The 18,539-nt window shown below is 57.8% G+C and carries 12 protein-coding genes and 1 tRNA gene; 8 read left to right on the forward strand and 5 right to left on the reverse strand.

Annotated elements, in window-relative coordinates:
- Nucleotides 1-9: 9 nt before the first annotated feature.
- Together WJU23_RS19615 and WJU23_RS19620 are read left to right on the forward strand one after the other, a co-directional pair.
- On the forward strand, nucleotides 10-1,422 hold the full coding sequence (locus WJU23_RS19615; protein ID WP_346334318.1) for a sulfatase: 1,413 nt from the start codon (nucleotides 10-12) through the stop codon (nucleotides 1,420-1,422).
- Nucleotides 1,423-1,494: 72 nt separating this feature from the next.
- On the forward strand, nucleotides 1,495-2,247 hold the full coding sequence (locus tag WJU23_RS19620; RefSeq protein ID WP_346334319.1) for a hypothetical protein: 753 nt from the start codon (nucleotides 1,495-1,497) through the stop codon (nucleotides 2,245-2,247).
- 32 nt (nucleotides 2,248-2,279) lie between these two features.
- Here the strand turns inward: WJU23_RS19620 and WJU23_RS19625 are convergent, their stop codons facing one another.
- The 3 genes from WJU23_RS19625 to WJU23_RS19635 all read right to left on the reverse strand — a co-directional run bounded on the left by WJU23_RS19625 (nucleotide 2,280) and on the right by WJU23_RS19635 (nucleotide 6,481).
- Nucleotides 2,280-4,679, reverse strand: a complete 2,400-nt coding sequence (locus WJU23_RS19625; RefSeq protein ID WP_346334320.1) for an MMPL family transporter — start codon at nucleotides 4,677-4,679, stop codon at nucleotides 2,280-2,282.
- Between the two features lie 87 nt (nucleotides 4,680-4,766).
- The gene (locus WJU23_RS19630; protein ID WP_346334321.1) at nucleotides 4,767-5,531 is read right to left on the reverse strand and encodes a methyltransferase domain-containing protein; all 765 of its coding nucleotides are present in this window, start codon (nucleotides 5,529-5,531) and stop codon (nucleotides 4,767-4,769) included.
- A complete protein-coding gene (locus WJU23_RS19635) occupies nucleotides 5,528-6,481 on the reverse strand; it encodes an EamA family transporter (RefSeq protein ID WP_346334322.1) in 954 nt (317 codons plus the stop codon). The genes WJU23_RS19630 and WJU23_RS19635 overlap by 4 nt, the downstream gene beginning before the upstream one ends.
- Nucleotides 6,482-7,299: 818 nt before the next feature.
- Here WJU23_RS19635 and WJU23_RS19640 point away from each other — a divergent pair.
- Nucleotides 7,300-10,113 (forward strand): metallophosphoesterase, encoded by a 2,814-nt coding sequence (locus WJU23_RS19640; protein WP_346334323.1) that lies wholly within the window; start codon nucleotides 7,300-7,302, stop codon nucleotides 10,111-10,113.
- Nucleotides 10,114-10,873: 760 nt separating this feature from the next.
- On the opposite strand, the gene WJU23_RS19645 is transcribed toward WJU23_RS19640, so the two are convergent.
- Complete coding sequence (locus WJU23_RS19645; RefSeq protein WP_346334324.1) at nucleotides 10,874-11,182, reverse strand: hypothetical protein; 309 nt, start codon at nucleotides 11,180-11,182, stop codon at nucleotides 10,874-10,876.
- A gap of 143 nt (nucleotides 11,183-11,325) precedes the next feature.
- On the opposite strand from WJU23_RS19645, the gene WJU23_RS19650 reads away from it, so the two are divergent.
- From WJU23_RS19650 to deoC, 3 genes are read left to right on the forward strand one after another with little or no spacing between them, the layout of a single operon-like run.
- Complete coding sequence (locus WJU23_RS19650) at nucleotides 11,326-12,846, forward strand: trypsin-like peptidase domain-containing protein (protein ID WP_346334325.1); 1,521 nt, start codon at nucleotides 11,326-11,328, stop codon at nucleotides 12,844-12,846.
- Between the two features lie 49 nt (nucleotides 12,847-12,895).
- Complete coding sequence (locus WJU23_RS19655) at nucleotides 12,896-14,482, forward strand: PDZ domain-containing protein (protein WP_346334326.1); 1,587 nt, start codon at nucleotides 12,896-12,898, stop codon at nucleotides 14,480-14,482.
- A gap of 48 nt (nucleotides 14,483-14,530) precedes the next feature.
- Nucleotides 14,531-15,292, forward strand: coding sequence for a deoxyribose-phosphate aldolase (deoC, locus tag WJU23_RS19660; protein ID WP_346334327.1), 762 nt, complete (start codon nucleotides 14,531-14,533; stop codon nucleotides 15,290-15,292).
- 32 nt (nucleotides 15,293-15,324) lie between these two features.
- Here the strand turns inward: deoC and WJU23_RS19665 are convergent.
- Nucleotides 15,325-15,398, reverse strand: a tRNA-Gln gene (locus tag WJU23_RS19665).
- Between the two features lie 108 nt (nucleotides 15,399-15,506).
- Between WJU23_RS19665 and WJU23_RS19670 the strand changes: the two genes are divergently transcribed.
- On the forward strand, nucleotides 15,507-17,045 hold the full coding sequence (locus WJU23_RS19670) for a hypothetical protein (protein ID WP_346334328.1): 1,539 nt from the start codon (nucleotides 15,507-15,509) through the stop codon (nucleotides 17,043-17,045).
- Between the two features lie 88 nt (nucleotides 17,046-17,133).
- Nucleotides 17,134-18,504 carry an MBL fold metallo-hydrolase gene (locus tag WJU23_RS19675; protein WP_346334329.1) on the forward strand — a complete coding sequence of 457 codons (1,371 nt, stop codon included), beginning with the start codon at nucleotides 17,134-17,136 and terminating at the stop codon, nucleotides 18,502-18,504.
- Nucleotides 18,505-18,539: the final 35 nt, after the last annotated feature.

An 18,539-nucleotide genomic window follows, 5' to 3' on the forward strand; every position in this document is an offset into this window, starting at 1 on the left:
CCAACCGCCATGAAACCGCTTCTCTTCCTCGCCCTCTGCCTCCCCGCCCTTCTCACTGCGGCGGCTGCGCCCAAGCCTAACGTCATCTTTGTTTATGTGGACAACCTGGGCAATGGCGACGTCCGCTGTTTCAATCCCAAAACCCTGCACCGCACACCCCACCTGGACCGCATGGCTGCGGAGGGCACCCGCTTCACCAGCCATTACTCGGCCAGCGGCGTCTGCACCCCCAGCCGTGCTTCTTTGATGACCGGCTGCTATCCTCGCCGGGTGAACATGCACGTCAGCGCCACCGGCGGCATGGTCCTTCAACCCGTGGCCACCAAGGGCCTGCACCCTGATGAAACCACCGTGGCCGAAGTGATGAAATCCGCCGGCTACGCCACCCACATCATCGGCAAATGGCACCTGGGCGACCAGCCTGAATTTCTGCCAACCCGCCAGGGTTTTGACTCCTACTTTGGCATCCCCTACAGCGATGACATGACCAAGGACAAGCGCCCTGAAGAATGGCCGGAGCTGCCTCTGATGCGCGATGAAAAAGTCATCGAAGCCCCTGTGGACCGCGATCCCCTCACCAAGCGATATACCGAGGCCGCCATCGAGTACATTGAGGCCCATCAGGACAAACCCTTCTTTCTTTATCTGCCCCACGCCATGCCCGGCAGCACCAAGGATCCCTATGCCAGCCCCGCCTTCAAGGACAAGTCCGCCAACGGTCACTGGGGCGACAGCGTCGAGGAACTGGACTGGTCCATGGGGGAGATCCTGGCCGCGCTGAAAAGGCTGGGCCTGGATGAAAAGACACTGGTCATCTGGACCTCCGATAACGGCGCACCCAACCGCAATCCGCCCCAGGGCAGCAACCTGCCCTACACCGGCTGGGGCTACAACACCAGTGAGGGCGCCATGCGCATGCCCTTCATCGCCCGCTGGCCCGGCAAGATCCCTGCGGGCAAGGAATGCCAGGAGCTGACCTCCATGCTGGACATCTTGCCGACCCTGGCCGCACTCACCGTTGCCCCTTTGCCCGAGCGCAAAATTGACGGTCATAATATTCTACCCCTTTTGTTAGGCCAAGAGGGTGCCGTTTCTCCATCGGACAAAACCGGCTTCTTCTATTACCACGGTGCTCAGCTCCAGGCCGTACGCAGCGGCCCCTGGAAGCTGTATCTTCCCCTGGAAGCCAAGCGCATCAATGCCAAAAGCACACCGCCTGCCTCGCTCCAGCTTTTTAATGTCCGCGATGACGTCGCCGAAACCCAGGAAGTCTCCGCTGCGAATCCAGACATCGTCGCCCGCCTGCTGAAACTGGCCGATGCTGCCCGCGAAGAACTCGGCGACAACGACCGCCCCGGCAAGGGCCAGCGTGAAGCCGGCCATGTGGAGAAAGCGAAGGCACTGGTACTGAAGGCTGAATAGCTTCCATATGGGTCTGCGTAAATTGATATGCCTTGCCTTCAGGCACTTCATTTCACCTAATCAGGCTTCAATATGAAGACATTCATTCTCCCTTTTCTGCTGGTCTTTTGTAGCCTCCAGGCATTCAGCCAGACCGTTGATGAAATCGGCTATGACTTCCAGGCAAAGGCGGCCAAAGCCTGTGAAAAGATCCACACCACGCTCCAGAGTGAAGGCACGGCCATTGCAGCCAGGCTTGTTTCCGCTGGAGATACCCAGGGAGCAGCTACCGTCTCAGCCCAGATAAAAAACAAGGCCAATGGCGGCCAGGTGGCCTCTCCTCATGCGGCACTGGCCACCTTGTTCAGCCAGTATGACGCAGCGCTTCTGTCCGTCATCAAGCCTCTTCAAGACGCCAGCCTTCAACGCCTGGACACCCTGCTGAAATCATCCGCCGGCAAAGATCTTCAAACCGTGACGCAGGCTGCCAAGGTCCGGGAAGAAATCATGGCAGGCCCCAGGCTGCGGAGCCAGTTCGGCGATGAAAATCCGGTCAATCCCATGCTCCTCGAAACTCTCTTTGTGGACAAGTCCTGGTACAGCACGGCAGGCACCGAATACCATTTTGAAAAAGGCAACAAAGGCTACCGCAAGCTTGGTGGAGCCGTAACGCCGCTCACCTGGAGAGTCGCGAGTGATAACATCGTCGAAGTCAAAGGCCAGATGGCTCCGTCCGCACCGCCCGTGATGTTTTATTTCCGCTTCACCAATGACAAAGAGGCCACCTTCGGGCGTGGCAGCATCAGTTCCATCGGTGATCCTCTGACCTCCAAAAAACCGAGGTGATTTCGCCAGACCTCCGTTGGAGCTCAACGGATCTACTTGGCCCTCAACCACGCCCGCCAGTGCGGCAGCAGCCACAGGACGATCAGCAGGATCCACACCGTCCCCACGCAGCAGGCCAGCCCGAGGCTGGAGATGCCGCGGTTGCCGGCGAAAAACAGACTGGAGAAGCCAATGACCGTCGTCATGCCTGAAAAGAACACCGCCTTGCCCGTCGTGGCCTGGACATGACGGATGTCATTGCCCGTGCGCTTCAGCGCCAGAAGGATGTGAATGCCATAGTCAATGCCCGTGCCCAGCAGCAGCGGGATGGCCGCCAGACTGGCCAGGTTCCACCCCAGACCTAGCACGCTCATGCTTGCCGCCAGCGCACCGAGCCCGCCGCCCAACAGCAGCACGGAAAGAAGCAGATCCTTCACATTGCGAAAGGTGATGAGCAGGGTCAGGCAGATGATGCCGATGATGGGCAAAAGCTGCTGCTTGAGATCATGCTGCACCAGCGTGGACAGCGCCCCGCCCAGCGTCTCCCATCCGGCCACCCAGGCCCCCGTATCCGGGGTCAGCATCGCCTGCAGCGCGGCCAGTTTTTCCTTGTCCGGCAGTCCCGGTTTCCCCGCCACGCTCACGGAAGCCAGCGCCACGCCCTGCCCTGCTTCCATGTCCGCATTCATGGCCCGCGCTCCTGTGGCCAGCAGCCGACCCAAGACAGGAGCCGCCGCCGCTGTGGCCTCATCCTGCGGCCACGGGCCTTCCAGCGCCGGTTTCCACACATCACAAACGCCGCGTAGAAGAGCCACGGCAGCCTCGGCAAATCCGGCTGCATCCACCTCTTTTTCCAGGCGCGTCCTTTCCGCCAATAGCCATTCGATAAACTCCCGGTTGGCCACCTGCGCGGCTGGATCGCCGATTAATAAAGTCGGCATCGCCTGGCGGATCAGCAGACCGTCTTTGACCGCCACGTCCAGTTTCGCGGACAGACTTTCCACACGCGCCCGCAGCTCTTCCGTCGGACCTGTGATGAGGATGGGCAGGCTGGCTTCATTGAGCTGGCCCAGCCGGTCCTGCACCCACTGAAGCGCATCCATCGCCTCGCTGTTGGTCGGCCTTAGTGATTCCGCACCGGTCTGAAATTTCGGCAGGCCTGCCGTCGCAAAAACCGCCGCCATGCCGCCGAACAGGACCACCGTGGCCAGGATGGCCAGTCCATGCGTGGCGGGCTTGCCTGTTGTCACCACCTGGGTGTTCGGCGGCTGTTTGCCCGCTGAAAAACGCGGTGCAAAACACAGCATCACCCCCAGCCCCACCATGACGCCCAGTGCCACCAGCAGCCCCAGTTCCGCCAGTCCAGGAAGGCCGCTGAACAGCAGGGATAGAAACACCGTCGAGGTCGTGCAAGCTCCCGCGATGATGCCCGGTGCCGCCAGCCGGCGCAGCCCTCTGGCATCCAGGTCGGGATGCTGGCGCGCCTCCTGGATGATGAGCACCGCATAGTCCACGATGATGCCCAGCACGATGGCCGCAAACCCCAGGCTCATGATGGACAGGCTGCCCACCAGCAGACCGCCCGCCCCCAGCGCCAGCACCATGCTCAGCATTAGCAGCATCTGGATCCACAGCAGCGGTTTTAACCGGCGGAACATCACCCAGAACAGCAGCGTGATCAGCACCTCCGTGATGCCAATCGTGCTGGACATGTCCTTCTCAATGCCCGCCCCGATCTCCGCCTGGAAAGCCGGCTCGCCGGTGAAACGCATCGTCAGCTTTTGATCCCCGCGCCACTCCGCGATCTCCGCCTTGACCTTCGTCAGCCAGGCCTCCGCCGACTTGTAATTGCCCACGCCCGTGGCCGGTGTCACCAGCAGCAGGCGGAACCGGCCGTCCTCAGACACCAGGCCAAACATGGAGCCTTCCAGCGCGCTCATCGCCGAGGCATCCAGACTGTCCAGGAGGCCCAGCGGATCATACGACGCCCGCTGCACCTTCTCCGCATCCAGGGAACTGCCCACCGCTTGCAAAGACTGGCTGATCTTGACCTTCGCCCCCTCCCCTTCCAGCCGCGCTAGCACCGCTTTCAGCTCCGCCGGGTCCGTGTTCTGCAAAGCCCAGGCCATCAGCGCCGCACCCGACTGCGCCTGCTGCTCCATCGGCTGCGCCCAGCGGACTTCCTTCACCAGATCCGTGCGCTTTTGCAGCCGCTCCGCCAGCGTCGTCATCGCCTCCTCCGCCGTAAATTCATCCTCCGCCTCCAGCGCAATCAGCAAATCACTGCCTCCGGCAAACCCGTCACGCAGCAGCTTCAGCGCCTTCACCTCCGGCACCTCGCCAGGCAGCGTGGCCAAGATGTCCGTCTCCAGTTTCAGCCGGATCAGCCCCGCGATAAAAAGAGGCAGGATGAGAAGGCCGATGAGCCAGGGTTTGGAAAAAAGCGCGCGCATGGAAAGGGCCTCTATCAAAGGACGGCGGGAAGCATCTGGCAAGGCCCAAGGCGTGAAGCCATCACGGCCTCACGCCTTGTTCCCCCTTCACATCCACGGCTTCCACCCCACCGCCTCAAACCACGGCTGCGCAAAAAGCGCCCCCGGCTTGGCAGCCCAATCACGCAGACCAGATGCTTCGTCCGCATAACCCTGCGTCTCAAGCTGAGCCACCAGCTCCCCGGCCATGAGCGGTGCAGAGGCACCCACTTCATAGCTGGCGGAAGGCGTCACATGATGAAACCCGGCCGCACGCAACCACGTACCCAGCTTCCGCCCGGCATGAAGATCGCAGCCACGGCCGGTCTGCATCTCACGGCAGGCATCCAGCGCAGCGGCCACGCCGTCATCCCACGGCTCCAGCACATGGCCGCCCCAGTCCGTGCTCCGCAGGGCGATAAATGCCCCTGGCTTCATCACCCGCCGCAGCTCACGCAGGGCTTGCAAAGGATGGCTGAGATGCTCGAACAACGCATGGGCAAACACGCCGTCGAACTCCGCTGCACCGAAGGGCAGTTCATAGACCTGGGCTTGCAAAAACGCGGCATTCAAACCGCGCTCCGCCGCTTTTTCATTCGCCTGCACCAAAGGCGCGGCGTCCAGGTCAATGCCGATGGCACCGCCAGGGCGCACGCGCTCCGCCAGCCCCAGGGTGATGGAACCGGTGCCGCAGCCGCAGTCCAGCAGCCGCATGGCGGGGCGCATCAGCGGCAGGGCAAAGGCGGCATGAGTGCCCGCACTGCGCCGGGCGGCAAGGTCCGCCGCCGGAGTCGCGGCGGGGAGGTAATGATCACTGACATAAAAGGCATTCATTGGGGAGAACGGGAGGAACGGGTGATGAGGATCACGGAAAAAAGGATGAGAGCGCCCGCGATGATCACGCTCTGGGGGATGGCTTCATTGAGCACCCACCAGCCGAGCAGCACGGCCACAAACGGGTTCACATAAGCATGGGTGGAAACACGCGCCGGGGTGCTCACCTGGAGCAACCAGATGTAGGCCGTGTAGCCCACCAGCGACCCGATGAGCGTGAGGTAAACAAAGGCCCAAGCGGAGGTGGCGGTGATGGCGGAGAAATGAAAGTCCTGCGCCTCTCCAAGACACAGGCCTAACAAAAATTGCAACAAACCTCCACAGAACATCTGCATGGCCACGCTCAGCAGCGCCGACGCCGGTTTGCGTGCGTGGCGGATGTAGATGGAGCCGCAGGCCCAGGAGATGTTCCCCAGCACCAGCACCGTCGCCGCAAAAGGGTCAATCATCCGCTGTCCCAGAGCCCCACGCCCCATGACGATGACCGCAACGCCGGTCATGCCAATGATCAGCCCCAGAAGGATCCGCCGCGTGGGCCGTAGCCCGTCAGGCCGCAGCCAGTCCACCAGCATGATCCACAGCGGAACGGAAGCCACCACCAGCGCCACCACGCCACTGGGGACCGTCATCTGCGCCCACACCACCCCGCCATTGCCGCCCATCAGCAGCAGCGCTCCGGCGATGACCGAGCTTTTCCAGTGGCCAAAGTCCGGCCGGGCCTCTCCGCGCAGCCTCATCACCAGATACAGCACGGCCCCCGCGATCATAAAACGCGTGCCCGCCATCAGCAGGGGCGGGATGGAATCAATGGCCAGCCGCATCCCCAGATACGTGGATCCCCAGATCAGATACACCGCCGCAAACGCCGCGATCACCAGACCAAACGGCGGGCGCAAGGGACCGGACTCGCTAAGCGGGCCGGAAGATTCGACTGTGATGCTGCTGCTCATGAAAAGTGATTTCAGGAATCACAGCGGCAAGAAAAAACCCACCGCCTGTGTCCGGGGTGGGTTGGGAGATGGTTTCGTAAAAATCAGTTCAACGAGGATCTCAACCCACTTCGCGTGGCCAGGCCACAATGACAGCCCAACGCTTCGCTGGGGATCCAGCGACCGCATTCAGGCAGGCATGAGTGAGAGAGTTCATCGTATGACCCGGCTGATTAAACCTTCCGTTAGACCCTGTCAAATCCTTCCCTCCTCATCCCATCCGTCTTGGTTCAAAAAAGATGAAGCCACTTCGCCTGGCCTTTCCTTGTTGGTGGACAGAATGATGCCGGGTCAGGTTTCTGAGGGTGCCTTGGAATGGGAGGCGGATGGGTGCCATGGGTTTTGGGGAACGGGGAGGTTTATGCTGCTGAGGTTAGAAGACCGAAGAGATGATTTTTGGCAGAATGATGTCGGGCGGTTAGCGAGAGCACAGAGAAAGGGGGAGGAGGGGTGGGGGCCGCCACTGTAGCAAACGCCCTTGTACCCAAGGGATACCGCTGGAACCCATGATTTTACGTGCTTCATGTCACCTGACCTCATTTCCTCGTTTCCCAGGAGACCATAAAAAATCCATTCGGATAACAATTCGAAAGTTTTTATTGTCGTTGATGGGGAAGCGCATAATTATGCTTAATTTAAAGCAGGCATTTAGAAATGTTGACCGCAATGAGATTCCTCATGTGTTAGCCTCATATTAGAGCGCCCAAATAATAATCTATTAATACTGTGCCAAACCCGAATCATAAGGTCAAATTAGTTGACATTTACCAACCTAAAGAATGAAAACGTCCAATTTACGCTGGCTCCATGTTTCTGACCTTCACGTAGGCATGGATGATTATGCGCAACGTAGCATGTTTGAATACATTAAATCACATGTAAAAAAACGTAAAGAGGAAGGATTTATTCCAGACTTTCTATTCGTTACTGGAGACTTGGCTAATAAAGGACTGTCGTCAGAGTATGAAACCTTTTGGTTAGAATTTATTGCGCCACTTCAAGAAGTCATTGGCAACGGCATTGAGCATCGAACTTTTGTTGTTCCCGGCAATCATGACGTGAATAGAAAAGTTAACCCTCATTTTGATCGAGCAGAAATGGCCGACCCAAAAAGCCACTGTTTCGATGCGAATGACGAAGGCCTAGATCTAAGAACGATTTTACTACCCCGATTCAAAGCATTCATCGACAGCGACTCAACAGTCGCGGAGGGTATGTTTGGAAAGCCTGAGGGTTCATTTACGAACCTCAGCGAGATCAACAATTTGAAGGTTGGCATCGCAGGAATTAACACGGCGTGGCTTTGTAAAGATGATCAGGACGAGCGGAAGCTCACACCTGGCAAAACCCTTCTTGAACACTCGCTCATTCAGCTCGGTGATATTGATTTAACAATAGTTCTTGGTCATCACCCGTTGGAATGGCTCGCTCCTGGCGAGCAAAAGGCAATCAAAAGCATTTTAGCTAGGCACCACGCATTATACCTGCACGGTCATCTCCATAACGTATGGGCAGAACCCAGTTATGGTAGTGGACATAAATTTTTAACCGTTCAAGCTGGTGCTGCATTTCAAGCAAGAGAGGGGGAGAAATGGCGTAATGGCATTGTTTGGGGAGAAGTGGACTTCACAACAGGCATACTTAATCTTCAAGCTCGGCACTGGTCTTATGATAATCAAGATTGGCCGCTTGTTAGCGACGCATTTCCGGATTATAATAGAACTGGCGACTGGTGGGCTTATCCTCTACCCGGAACTGAAACAAAAGGGCTCTCGAAACATGTCACAATTTCCGAGCCTTTACTCCCTAGCGGATGGATCACAGTTAAGCCCGATGATCTCCAGCAATATTACGTTACCCTACAAGAAGAGGTCGCAATTCAATTTTTCAATGGAGCTGTTCCTGGTTGGAGCGCTGCATTGTCTACATCAATACCACGTAGGAAAATTGTAGAAAAGCTAATCGCATCATTCCAAAATGCAGAGACATTCGGACGCTCTATCGTTACTCTCTTGCTCGCTTCAGGTTGTGAAGGAAAGACGACTGCATTATTGCAAACTGCTGGTGAATTTGTAAAGTGCAAAAGCAATTGGCGTATATTACGTCGAGTTGACGATGCGGAACCACTAAAACCCACCGAAATTCTGCCAATTTTATCGGGCGATTTTTATTGGCTGGTGGTTATAGACGAAGCTGATCGCACTGCAGAAACAATTATTTCTCTACTAAGGCAGATTCCAACCTATCTTCATGGCCGAGTGCATTTTCTTTTAGCCTGCCGCGATTCAGATTGGATTGCATCAAAAGCTAATGATTTGCCGTGGGCGAGTAACTGTTCGTTTTCCCAGCATAGATTAGAAGGTCTAAGTGCCGAAGAAGCGACTTTAATTGTTAGTGCCTGGACTTCATATGGCGAAAAAGGGCTTGGCGATTTAACCAAGACTCCAGTTGAGGATCGAGCAACTGTCCTCGAGAAGCAAGTGTATCAAGAGGCCAAAACATCTGAAGGTGCGTTCTTTGGGGCGCTACTTGCCGTTCGTCATGGCAGCGACCTCCCGAACCACGCACGGCTTATGTTAGAAAGATTGGAACAAAGAAAAATTCCCAGTGGAGGGACTGTAAGAGATGCTTTAACTATTATTGCAGCAATGCATTCGGAAGGACTTGAATTTTTATCCCGCCCGGTGCTCGCGCATGTGTTGTCCTGCCCTCTCGCGAAATTGCATCGTGATGTTCTTTTGCCATTGGGCCAAGAGGCGGCTGCAACTACAACTTCATCTTATATATTCACCAGACACAAAAAAATTGCAGATGCCATTGTCTCAATACTTGAAAAGGATTTTGGCGAAGACATGGCCGATCTTTTTGTTTCTCTTGGTAAATCAGCAATCGAATCTTATAAAGGTGGTCAGACAGTTCCCGAACTTGCTAAATGGAGATTTGAACTGGCTGAACATTTTTGTCTGTCTGGAAGGACTCACGCTGGTTTAGAAATTGCCATAGGTGTTTATTCCTCAGAACAGGATAACTATAAAACGTTAGTCAACACGGCAAATTTATTTCGAAAGGCCGAAATGCCTGACAAAGCCTTAGACCTCTTTCGAAAGTTTCCGCCTTTCGCTCACAAAGGAAGAGCATTTTATTTTGAGTGGTCCAGGTCCGAAGCCGAAATGGACAACTTGGCTGATGCCGCGATTCTTGCAGCTTTTTCTGTTAGTGATGATTGCGTTGATATAAGGGTTCAAAGCGACCATGCTCTTAAAGCATTGAATGGCTTATGCGTAAGTTTTTCTTCTTTGTTCTTAGCTTATCGCGATGCGGTCTTTCTGAGAGCTAAAATAGGAGTAGCAATTATTGGCCATCACCTTTCTTTGAGTGACCAAGATATTGAAAAGTTTGATAAACACATGAAAGGGACTGGCACCTTGAATATCTCCATTGATTCAGTCGATCATGCATTCCTTGCTCTTATAGATGGAATAAATGCGGCCAATTTTTCGGGTATTTCCCAAAAAATTGCCACCGAGATACCCAACATAAAAAATTTATGTTTCGAAGGTTTAGAGAGACTTGTTGAAGCTTCTAATAAGTAGTAGCAGTTAGGCTATTACACAAACTATATACTGTGGCATTTCTGATTGAAGCTTGAGCCCAGACGATCAATAAAATGTCCGGAAAAAGGGGGGAATGTTGTCTGGCTACGACTTTTGACAGTTTCATGATCGCTGTTCGCTCATTCCGTCGCATGATGGGGGGCCGCGCCTTGAGAGGCGCGGCAAGAGAAAATCAGTGCCTGGTTGTCAGGAATGGATCAAAAGATTTGCGGGTAGGAGGATTTTTTTTGGATTTTTAAACCAGCGACGCAGTCGCGGGACGAGCTCATGCTCGTGGGGTTCCAAGGGTGTGCTCTCCCGCTTCGCGGGATCGCTGTGCCCCTGGCTACCGGCTAGGATGCCTCAGGCATCCGGGGAGGCCTATGGAGAATGCAGGAACGCAGCGTTGGGGGGGGGGGGGACGTATGTGGTTTATCGTGGACCAGGGTTGCGTTCGTCATCCAGGGTTACGCTCGTGAGACTCGCGTTAACCCTTCGCTATGGTGTTTAACCCCGTTGGGGTTAGGCGGTAGGTGGCTGGTTTGGTTTTCGAGGACCAGGGTTTCGCTCGTGAGACTCGCATTAACCCTTCGCTATGGTGTTTAACCCCGTTGGGGTTAGGCGGTAGGTGGCTGGTTTGGTTTTCGAGGACCAGGGTTTCGCTCGTGAGACTCGCATTAACCCTTCGCTATGGTGTTTAACCCCGTTGGGGTTAGGAATTTGCGCTTTGGAACAGGACAAGGATGAAGATTGTTTAAACCTACCTCCCCTTCCTCTCCCGCTTCGCTTCCTGCTTCACAAACAGCGGCTCCAGATTCTCGCGGATCCAGGCGAACGCCGCCTCCAGCCCTTCTTTCTGATAAATCACCCCGATGTCCGCCTCCACCTTGGTGGGATTGCCGACGCAGTTGAGGAACTGGTTGCAGGTGAAGCGGGTCTTCATCTCGGCATCCACCCGGCCGTGCTTCTTCAGGATGAGGCTGCGCACATACAGCTCCAGCACCGCATCCCCCACCCAGGCATCCTGGCGCAGTTGATCGAGAAGTTCGGATTGGGTAAGATTCGCCATAAATGGGACGCCCGATTCTGCCGAATTTCACGTTCCAGGCAACAGCGGACCGTGGGCGGCGTTGGGATAGTTTGAGCAGGTTGGCAGAAGCGCTTGTCTTTGATGCGCCGCCCTTCGTATGTTTGGCTGTTATTGTTCTTCTCATGAAAATGCGTTTCCCCTTTCCCATCCTCGCCGCTTTGGCATTCACGGCCCCCGTTTTTGCCCAGGACCAGGTGCCGGATGCCGTCCCGGCGGCATCCCCGCCTCCTGAAGAGGCCCCGCTCATTGATGAATGGGAAGGCATCGTCAACATTGACGTCTCCGTCCTCGTCCCCGACTACCGCGAGCCCTGGAACTCCGGCCAGCCCTCCGGCGGCTCCGGCACCGGCTTCCTCATTGGCAAAAACCGCTTTCTGACCAACGCCCACGTCGTCAGCAACGCCACCAAGCTCGTCATCCGCACCACCAACGACCCCGAGCCCCACCCCGCCCGCGTCGTCCACGTCGCCCATGACTGCGACCTCGCCATCATCGAGGCCGAGGACGGCTCCCACTTTGACCACTTGAAGCCCCTCACTTTCGGCGGCATCCCCAAGCTCAACACCGAGGTCATCGCCGTCGGTTACCCCATCGGCGGAGACCGCATCTCCGTGACGCGCGGCGTCGTCTCCCGCATTGACTTCCGCCCCTTCAGCCACACCCAGGTGGATTCCCACCTCGCCATCCAGGTGGATGCCGCCATCAATCCCGGCAACTCCGGCGGCCCCGTCATCCAGAGCGGCAAGGTCGTCGGCGTCGCCTTCCAGGGCTTCAGCGGCCGCGTCGCCCAGAACGTCGGTTACATCATTCCTGTGCCCGTTGTGGAGCGTTTTCTCAAAGACGTCGAAGACGGTAAATACGACCACTATGTGGACCTGGCCGTCAGCGACTTCCCCATTGAAAACAGCGCCCAGCGAAAAGCCCTCGGTCTCAATGGCGGCGGCATCGGTGTCATGATTGCCGATGTGGAGCCCGCCGGCAGCGCAGGGGACATCCTCAAGCGCGGCGATGTCCTCCTCGCCATGGATGACAATCCGGTTTTTAACAACGGCCTCATCCGCTTCGAGGGCGAGCTCATGGACATGAACGAAGTCGTGGAGCGCAAGTTCGCCGGGGACAAGCTCAAGCTTTCCTACCAGCGCGACGGCAAGAAGACCGAAACGGAAGTGACCCTCAAGCGCTTCGACCCCTATGTGAAACTGGGTGAGCAATACGACCAGCGCCCCCGCTACGTCGTTTATGCCGGCCTCGTCTTCCAGCCCATGGACAAAAACCTCATGGACTCCCACCAGATCTCCGACCGAGCGGCTAACTACATGTTCGACAATTTTCTCACCGAAAAACTTTACGTCGAGCGGCCCGAGCCTGTCCTCCTCACCACCATCCTGGCCGATGAAGTGAACACCTACATCACCCCCTATGCCCAGAGCGTGGTGGATGAGATCAACGGCGTGAAAATCAAGAGCCTCAAGGATGTCAAAAAGGCCCTTGCGCAAAAAGGCGACAAACCCGGCTTCGTCATCATCAAGCTCCTGGAGAAAGGCCGCCCATTGGTCCTCAAGCGTGACTTTGCTGATGCCGCCCACCCGCGCATCATGAAGACCTATAACATCCCGGAAGACGCCTACCTGGGTGCAGAGTGATTCCCTTCTGCCCGCCACATCCATCCCCTTCCCCTTCGCGTTTTTTCTCATGAAGCCTTTCCTTTTCCTTTCCGCCCTGCTGGCCCTCACCAGCCTTCAAGCCCAGCAGTTCCCGCCGAACGTGCCCGGCTCCGGCAAACCTGGCCCCATCGGCACCATCATTCCCCCGTCGGAGCGCCCTGCCGCCCCCATGGCCCGTCCGGCCACGCTGCAGCCCGTCATCCAGACCAGCTCCCTGCTGAAGGTCAATGTCACCTACCAGAGCCATAACCTCCGCATCCCCTGGCAGAAAGAAGGCGCAGGCGGCCGACGCGGTCTCGGCGTCGTCCTGGAGGGCAACCGCATCCTCGTCACCGGCCAGATGGTCAGCGACGCCACCTACATCGAGCTCGAACTTCCTGAAAGCGGCCAGAAGATCCCCGCAACCGTCGTCGCCGTGGATTATGAGGCGAATCTTGCCCTCCTCGCCCCGGCTGCAGGGGATCGCTCTGCGGCCTTCTTCTCCGGCCTCCGCCCCATGGAGGTGGATACCTCCGCCCGCATCGGAGATACTCTTGTCGTCTGGCAGACCGGCCGCGTCGGCGAGCTCATCGTCACCCCCATGCGGATCAGCAAGGTCATGAACCAGGGCTACGTCGTGGAGAACGCCAGCTTCATTGTTTATGAAGCCCAGGGCATCATCCGCAGCGAGGCCAACAGCTTCACCCTCCCCGTCGCCAAAGGCGGAAAACTCGCCGCCCTGCTGCTGCGTTACGATTCCAAAAACCAGCTCGCCACCCTCCTCCCCGCGCCCATCATTGAGCACTTCCTCAAAGATGTCGCCGATGGCAAATACGACGGTTTTCCTTCCCTCGGCATTGAGTTCCAAATCACCCTCGACGAGCAGTTTCGGGACTACCTCGGCATGCAGCCCAACCAGCCCGGCGTTTACATCAGCAGCGTCACCAAAGGTGCCTCTGCGGACAAAGCCGGCGTCAAAAAAGGCGACATCATGCTCTCTATTAACGGTGCCAGCATAGACTCCCGTGGCGATTACCAGGATCCCCAATACGGCCCCCTCAGCATCAGCCACATCGTCCGCGGCAAAGCCTTCGTCGGTGACGAAGTGGAGATGAAAGTCCTCCGTGACGGCAAAGAGCTCACCCTCAAGGGCAAGCTCACCCGCAAAGACCCCGAGGACTACCTTGTCCTCCCCTACCAGTTTGACAAAGGCCCCAAATACATTCTCAACGGCGGCCTCCTCTTCCAGGAGCTCACCCGTCCCTATTTGAATTCCTTTGGCAACGAGCAGCAGGGCGGCCCCATCCTCCGCCTCGCCCGCATCGCTGGCAGCCCCGAAGAGTATGAAAAGAAAGGCCGCAAAAAAGTCGTCTTTCTCAGCGCCGTCCTCCCCACCGCCAGCACCCAGGGTTATGAACGCCTCAGCGGCCAGATCGTGGATGAAATCAATGGCACTCCCATCAGCCAGATCGAGGACATCGCCGAAGCCTTCAAAAAGCCCAAAGACGGCATCCACACCGTCAAGCTCGACCAATACCCCTTCGTCATCTACCTCGACGCAGAAAAGGTTGAAAAAGACAACCTCCAGCTCATGAACGGCATGTTCCGCATCGGCACCCTCTCCCGGCTGGAGTAGTCGTTCAGTTGGGCCCCAACTGATTCCCCTTCCCGCCTCCCCGCTCCCATGAAATACACCTACGCCGAGCTTGCCAGCATGATTGACCACTCCCTGCTCCAGCCCGGTCTCACCGATGCTGAAGCCGAGGCTGGCTGCATCCTCGCCGCCGAGTACGGCGTCGCCTCCGTCTGCGTCAAACCGTATTTCGTCCCCCGCGCCGTGGACCTCCTCACCGGCACCAGCGTCATCGTCGGCTGTGTCATCGGCTTCCCCGCCGGCAACAGCAGCACCGAGGTCAAGCGCTACGAAACCCAGCTCGCCTGCCAGGATGGTGCTCAGGAAATCGACATGGTCATCAACATCGGCAAAGCCCTCGCTGGCGACTGGGACTACGTCCAGCGCGAGATCCAGGTCATCGCCGACGAAACCCACAAGCACGGAGCCAAACTCAAGGTCATCTTCGAAAACGACTACCTCCCCGAAGACTCCTTCAAGATCAAACTCTGCGAAATCGCCGCCCTCGCCGGAGCCGACTGGGTCAAGACCTCCACCGGCTACGGCTTCAGCAAGCAGCCCGATGGCAGCTACAATTACCAAGGCGCCACCGAGCACGACCTCCGCCTCATGCGCCAGCACACTCCCGCCCACGTCCAGGTCAAGGCCGCCGGCGGCGTCCGCGACCTCGACGGCCTCATCCTCGTCCGTGACCTCGGCTGCACCCGCCTCGGTGCCAGCGCCACCAAGGCCATTCTCGATGAATACCGCCGCCGTGAAGCCTCCGGCGAAAAAGAATCTCCTTCCGCCAGCATTGGGTCGGGAGGGTATTGAATGCAGCCTTTATTTTGCAGGCTGTTCATGAGTGGCTACCCCTCAAGGACTCGAACCTTGAACAACAGAGTCAGAATCTGTTATGTTACCATTACACCAAGGGGTAGTGAATATGGGACACGCAGTCTGGCATGAATTTTAAAGTGCGCAAGCACTGGTTCATCATCTGGATGAATCTCTTGGCAGAGCCCGCACTCTGACCCAAGATGATCCAATGCTCAGCCGCCTCCTCATTGCCATCCTCTGCCTCGCCTCAGCCGCCTGGTTGCTGGACTACGCACAGCGGACGGGCCGGTTTCAAAAAGTGGACGAAGGGTTTCTCAGTTTCATGGTCTCCCAGGCCCAGGGCTGCTTTGAAAAAACCACCCCGCATGCCCAAGTGGCCCTGGTAGAGATGCGCACGGAGGACCGCGCCGAATATGCCACCTGGCCCCCGCCGCCCCTGGACTGGCAGATGATCATCAAGGAGCTGCAAAATTATCAGCCCGAGATCCTCGTCATCGCCAGCCCCCTCAACTGGGGACTGCCCACGCCCGACTTCGCCCCGGCGGTGGCGGAGGCCTTGCTCAAATTTCCCAGTGTAATCCTGGGCGTGGAAGCTCCCCTGGCAGCCGGGGACGCACCCGATGCCCTCTTCCCCGATGGCCTGGAGGCCCTCCTGCCCCGTTTTCAAGAGGTCACTGGCGATACCGCCTCCGTCCCCCGGCTGTCTTTTCCCATTGTGGCCCCGGATGCCGTCATCCGCCCTGCCGGTGAAGGGGGCCTCCTTTGCATGCGCCAGGTGGATGGCGAATGGCGCCTGCCCTACGCCGTCCGCGACCGCGACTCCCTGCTTCCGACCCTGCTGGCCCAAACACTCGCCCGCCACACGCGCACCCCGTATAGCGGCAGCCACACTCTGCATCTGAACGCCGGATCTGGAGCCTACCTTCAGGACGGCTGGTTTGTCCCCCTCCGCCGCACGGGCGAATACATCGTCCGCCCGGGTCACGCGGCCCCTGCTGTCAACGCCCTGGACATGATGACTGGAGTCCTTGTGGACGGCCTCTCCGAAACCGATAAGGCCCATCTGGAAAACGCCTCCATTATTGTCATCGGCACCACCTCCGCAGACACTCCTGGAGCCACGCCTTCCCTGCCAAGGCTGTATGCAAACGCGCTTAATCATCTTCTGGCACTGCCCCGACTTCAAAAATTGAGCCTCATGGAGCAATGGGCCGTCAGCGGCATCGCCATGATCGCCGCTTTGTGGATCATCCTCCTTGTCCCCCGCCAGCATGCCGTCCTCGCCGGGCTCAGTCTCATGCTGGTCGCCCTCGTCTTCAACTTCCTCGTCTTCAAATCCCACCTCATCTGGTGCCCCCCCACCGCCCCCTTCAGCCTCATTCTCCTCGGCATGTTGCTGGCCCAATGGCCCAAAAAAGCCAAGTCCTCCCTTCCTGCACCCGCCGCCCCGTACGCCGCCGAAGTGTTGTCCGCCCCTGAAAAGACACCCTCCCCCGAGGCACCTCCGGCATGTGGCGAACTCCCGCCCGCAGAAGCGCCAGCACCTGCCAAAGCCCTAACAGAACCCGACGCTACAGCGGCAAAGTCTCCACCCGAAGCGCCGCCAGCTGCTGAAGCAAATCCCCCTACACCCGCCGAAGCGCCGCCACCATCCGCTGAAGGGAAACCGGCTCAAGTCATAAGCCCGCCAGCCACCCCAGACAACCCCGCCCCCAAACCCCGCGCCAAACGCAAGCGTCCGGGCTGAGCAAAATGCCGTAAAGGGTCTCAGGGCTTGCAGTTTCCTCGATTAGCCTTACCTTACGTGCTCCCTTTGCCTCTTTTTCAACGAACACATGCGATTCCGTAACCTAACCCGCCGCCGTGAGATCGGGGCAAATTGCTACCTACTCGAGTCGGACAAAAATCGCATCGTTCTGGATGCCGGCATGCACCCCAAAGAGGTCGGATACGATGCCCTGCCAGACTTCGGCCCCCTGCCCCAGGACTCCGCCGACGCCCTCTTCATCACTCACGCTCATCATGACCACATCGGTGCCCTGCCAGTGCTCATGCGCAAGCAGCCGAACACCCCTGTGTTCATGACCGAGCCCACTGGCGAGATCACCAGTGCCATGCTGCACAATTCGGTCAATGTGATGAGCTCCCAGCGCGAGGAAAAAAGCATCACCGAGTATCCCCTTTTTACCCATCGTGAGCTTGATGAAAACCGTGCCCAGTATGTTTACCGGGACCTGAACAAACCTTTTGAAATTCCCAATGGCGACCTCACCGCCACCTTTCACGATGCCGGCCACATCATGGGCTCCGCAGGCATTATGATCCGCCAAAATGGCAGCAGCCTCTTCTATACCGGCGACGTCAATTTCGAAAATCAGACCATCACTCGCGCCGCCGATTTCCCCACCGAAGGCATTGATGTGCTCGTCGTCGAGACCACCCGCGGCACCTATGAGCGCCCGGAAGACTATACCCGCAAGGGCGAAAAAGAGCGCCTCGCGGCCCTCATTCGCGAAACTTTTGACGCCAACGGCTCCGTGCTCATCCCTGTCTTCGCCCTTGGCAAGACCCAGGAAGTCATGCTGATGCTCCATGAGCTGCATGAAGAAGGTCTCATCCCCGAGATGCCCCTGCGCATCGGCGGCCTCGGCACGAAAGTGACCGTTCTATACGATCACTACGCCGACCGCACCCGCCGTAACTACCCCGGTTTCCGCCTTTTGGAAGATGTTCGGATGCTTGTCGCCCCACGCCGCAAACGCGGTCCCGGTCGTCCGCAGATTGATTACCAGCCGCGCACCATCTATGCCCTCTCCAGCGGCATGATGACCGAGGGCACCACGTCCAACGCCTTCGCCGCCAAGTTCATTGACAACCCGCGCAATGCCGTCGCCTTCGTCGGTTATACCGATCCCCTCACCCCGGGCTTCCGCCTGCGCAACGCCAAGGCCGGTGAAAAGATCAAGCTCTCCCCCGATCTCCCCGCCGTGGAACTGCGCGCCCGTATCGAAAGCTTCGACCTCAGCGCCCATTCCACCCGTGAGCAGATCGCCGAATACGTCGAGAAAGTGAAGCCCAAAAAGCTCATCATGGTCCATGGCGAAGAACCCTCCCAAGCCTGGTTCAGCGCCCGCTTCGCCGAGACGCTCAGCAACGATACTGAGATCATCCGCCCTGACACCCACGCTCCGATTGATCTCTGGTAGTAGCTCAGTTGGGCTCCAACTGATCCCCCGCTCCC

Source organism: Prosthecobacter sp. SYSU 5D2 (assembly GCF_039655865.1).
Lineage (GTDB): Bacteria > Verrucomicrobiota > Verrucomicrobiia > Verrucomicrobiales > Verrucomicrobiaceae > Prosthecobacter.

Bases quoted from the DNA above. Each gene is read 5' to 3' on its own strand.
- WJU23_RS19620 (WP_346334319.1), top strand. From the start codon at position 1,495: ATGAAGACATTCATTCTCCCTTTTCTGCTGGTCTTTTGTAGCCTCCAG.
- deoC (WP_346334327.1), top strand. From the start codon at position 14,531: ATGAAATACACCTACGCCGAGCTTGCCAGCATGATTGACCACTCCCTG.
- WJU23_RS19655 (WP_346334326.1), top strand. From the start codon at position 12,896: ATGAAGCCTTTCCTTTTCCTTTCCGCCCTGCTGGCCCTCACCAGCCTT.
- WJU23_RS19615 (WP_346334318.1), top strand. From the start codon at position 10: ATGAAACCGCTTCTCTTCCTCGCCCTCTGCCTCCCCGCCCTTCTCACT.
- WJU23_RS19650 (WP_346334325.1), top strand. From the start codon at position 11,326: ATGAAAATGCGTTTCCCCTTTCCCATCCTCGCCGCTTTGGCATTCACG.
- WJU23_RS19645 (WP_346334324.1), bottom strand. From the start codon at position 11,182: ATGGCGAATCTTACCCAATCCGAACTTCTCGATCAACTGCGCCAGGAT.
- WJU23_RS19630 (WP_346334321.1), bottom strand. From the start codon at position 5,531: ATGAATGCCTTTTATGTCAGTGATCATTACCTCCCCGCCGCGACTCCG.
- WJU23_RS19670 (WP_346334328.1), top strand. From the start codon at position 15,507: ATGCTCAGCCGCCTCCTCATTGCCATCCTCTGCCTCGCCTCAGCCGCC.
- WJU23_RS19640 (WP_346334323.1), top strand. From the start codon at position 7,300: ATGAAAACGTCCAATTTACGCTGGCTCCATGTTTCTGACCTTCACGTA.
- WJU23_RS19635 (WP_346334322.1), bottom strand. From the start codon at position 6,481: ATGAGCAGCAGCATCACAGTCGAATCTTCCGGCCCGCTTAGCGAGTCC.
- WJU23_RS19625 (WP_346334320.1), bottom strand. From the start codon at position 4,679: ATGCGCGCGCTTTTTTCCAAACCCTGGCTCATCGGCCTTCTCATCCTG.
- WJU23_RS19675 (WP_346334329.1), top strand. From the start codon at position 17,134: ATGCGATTCCGTAACCTAACCCGCCGCCGTGAGATCGGGGCAAATTGC.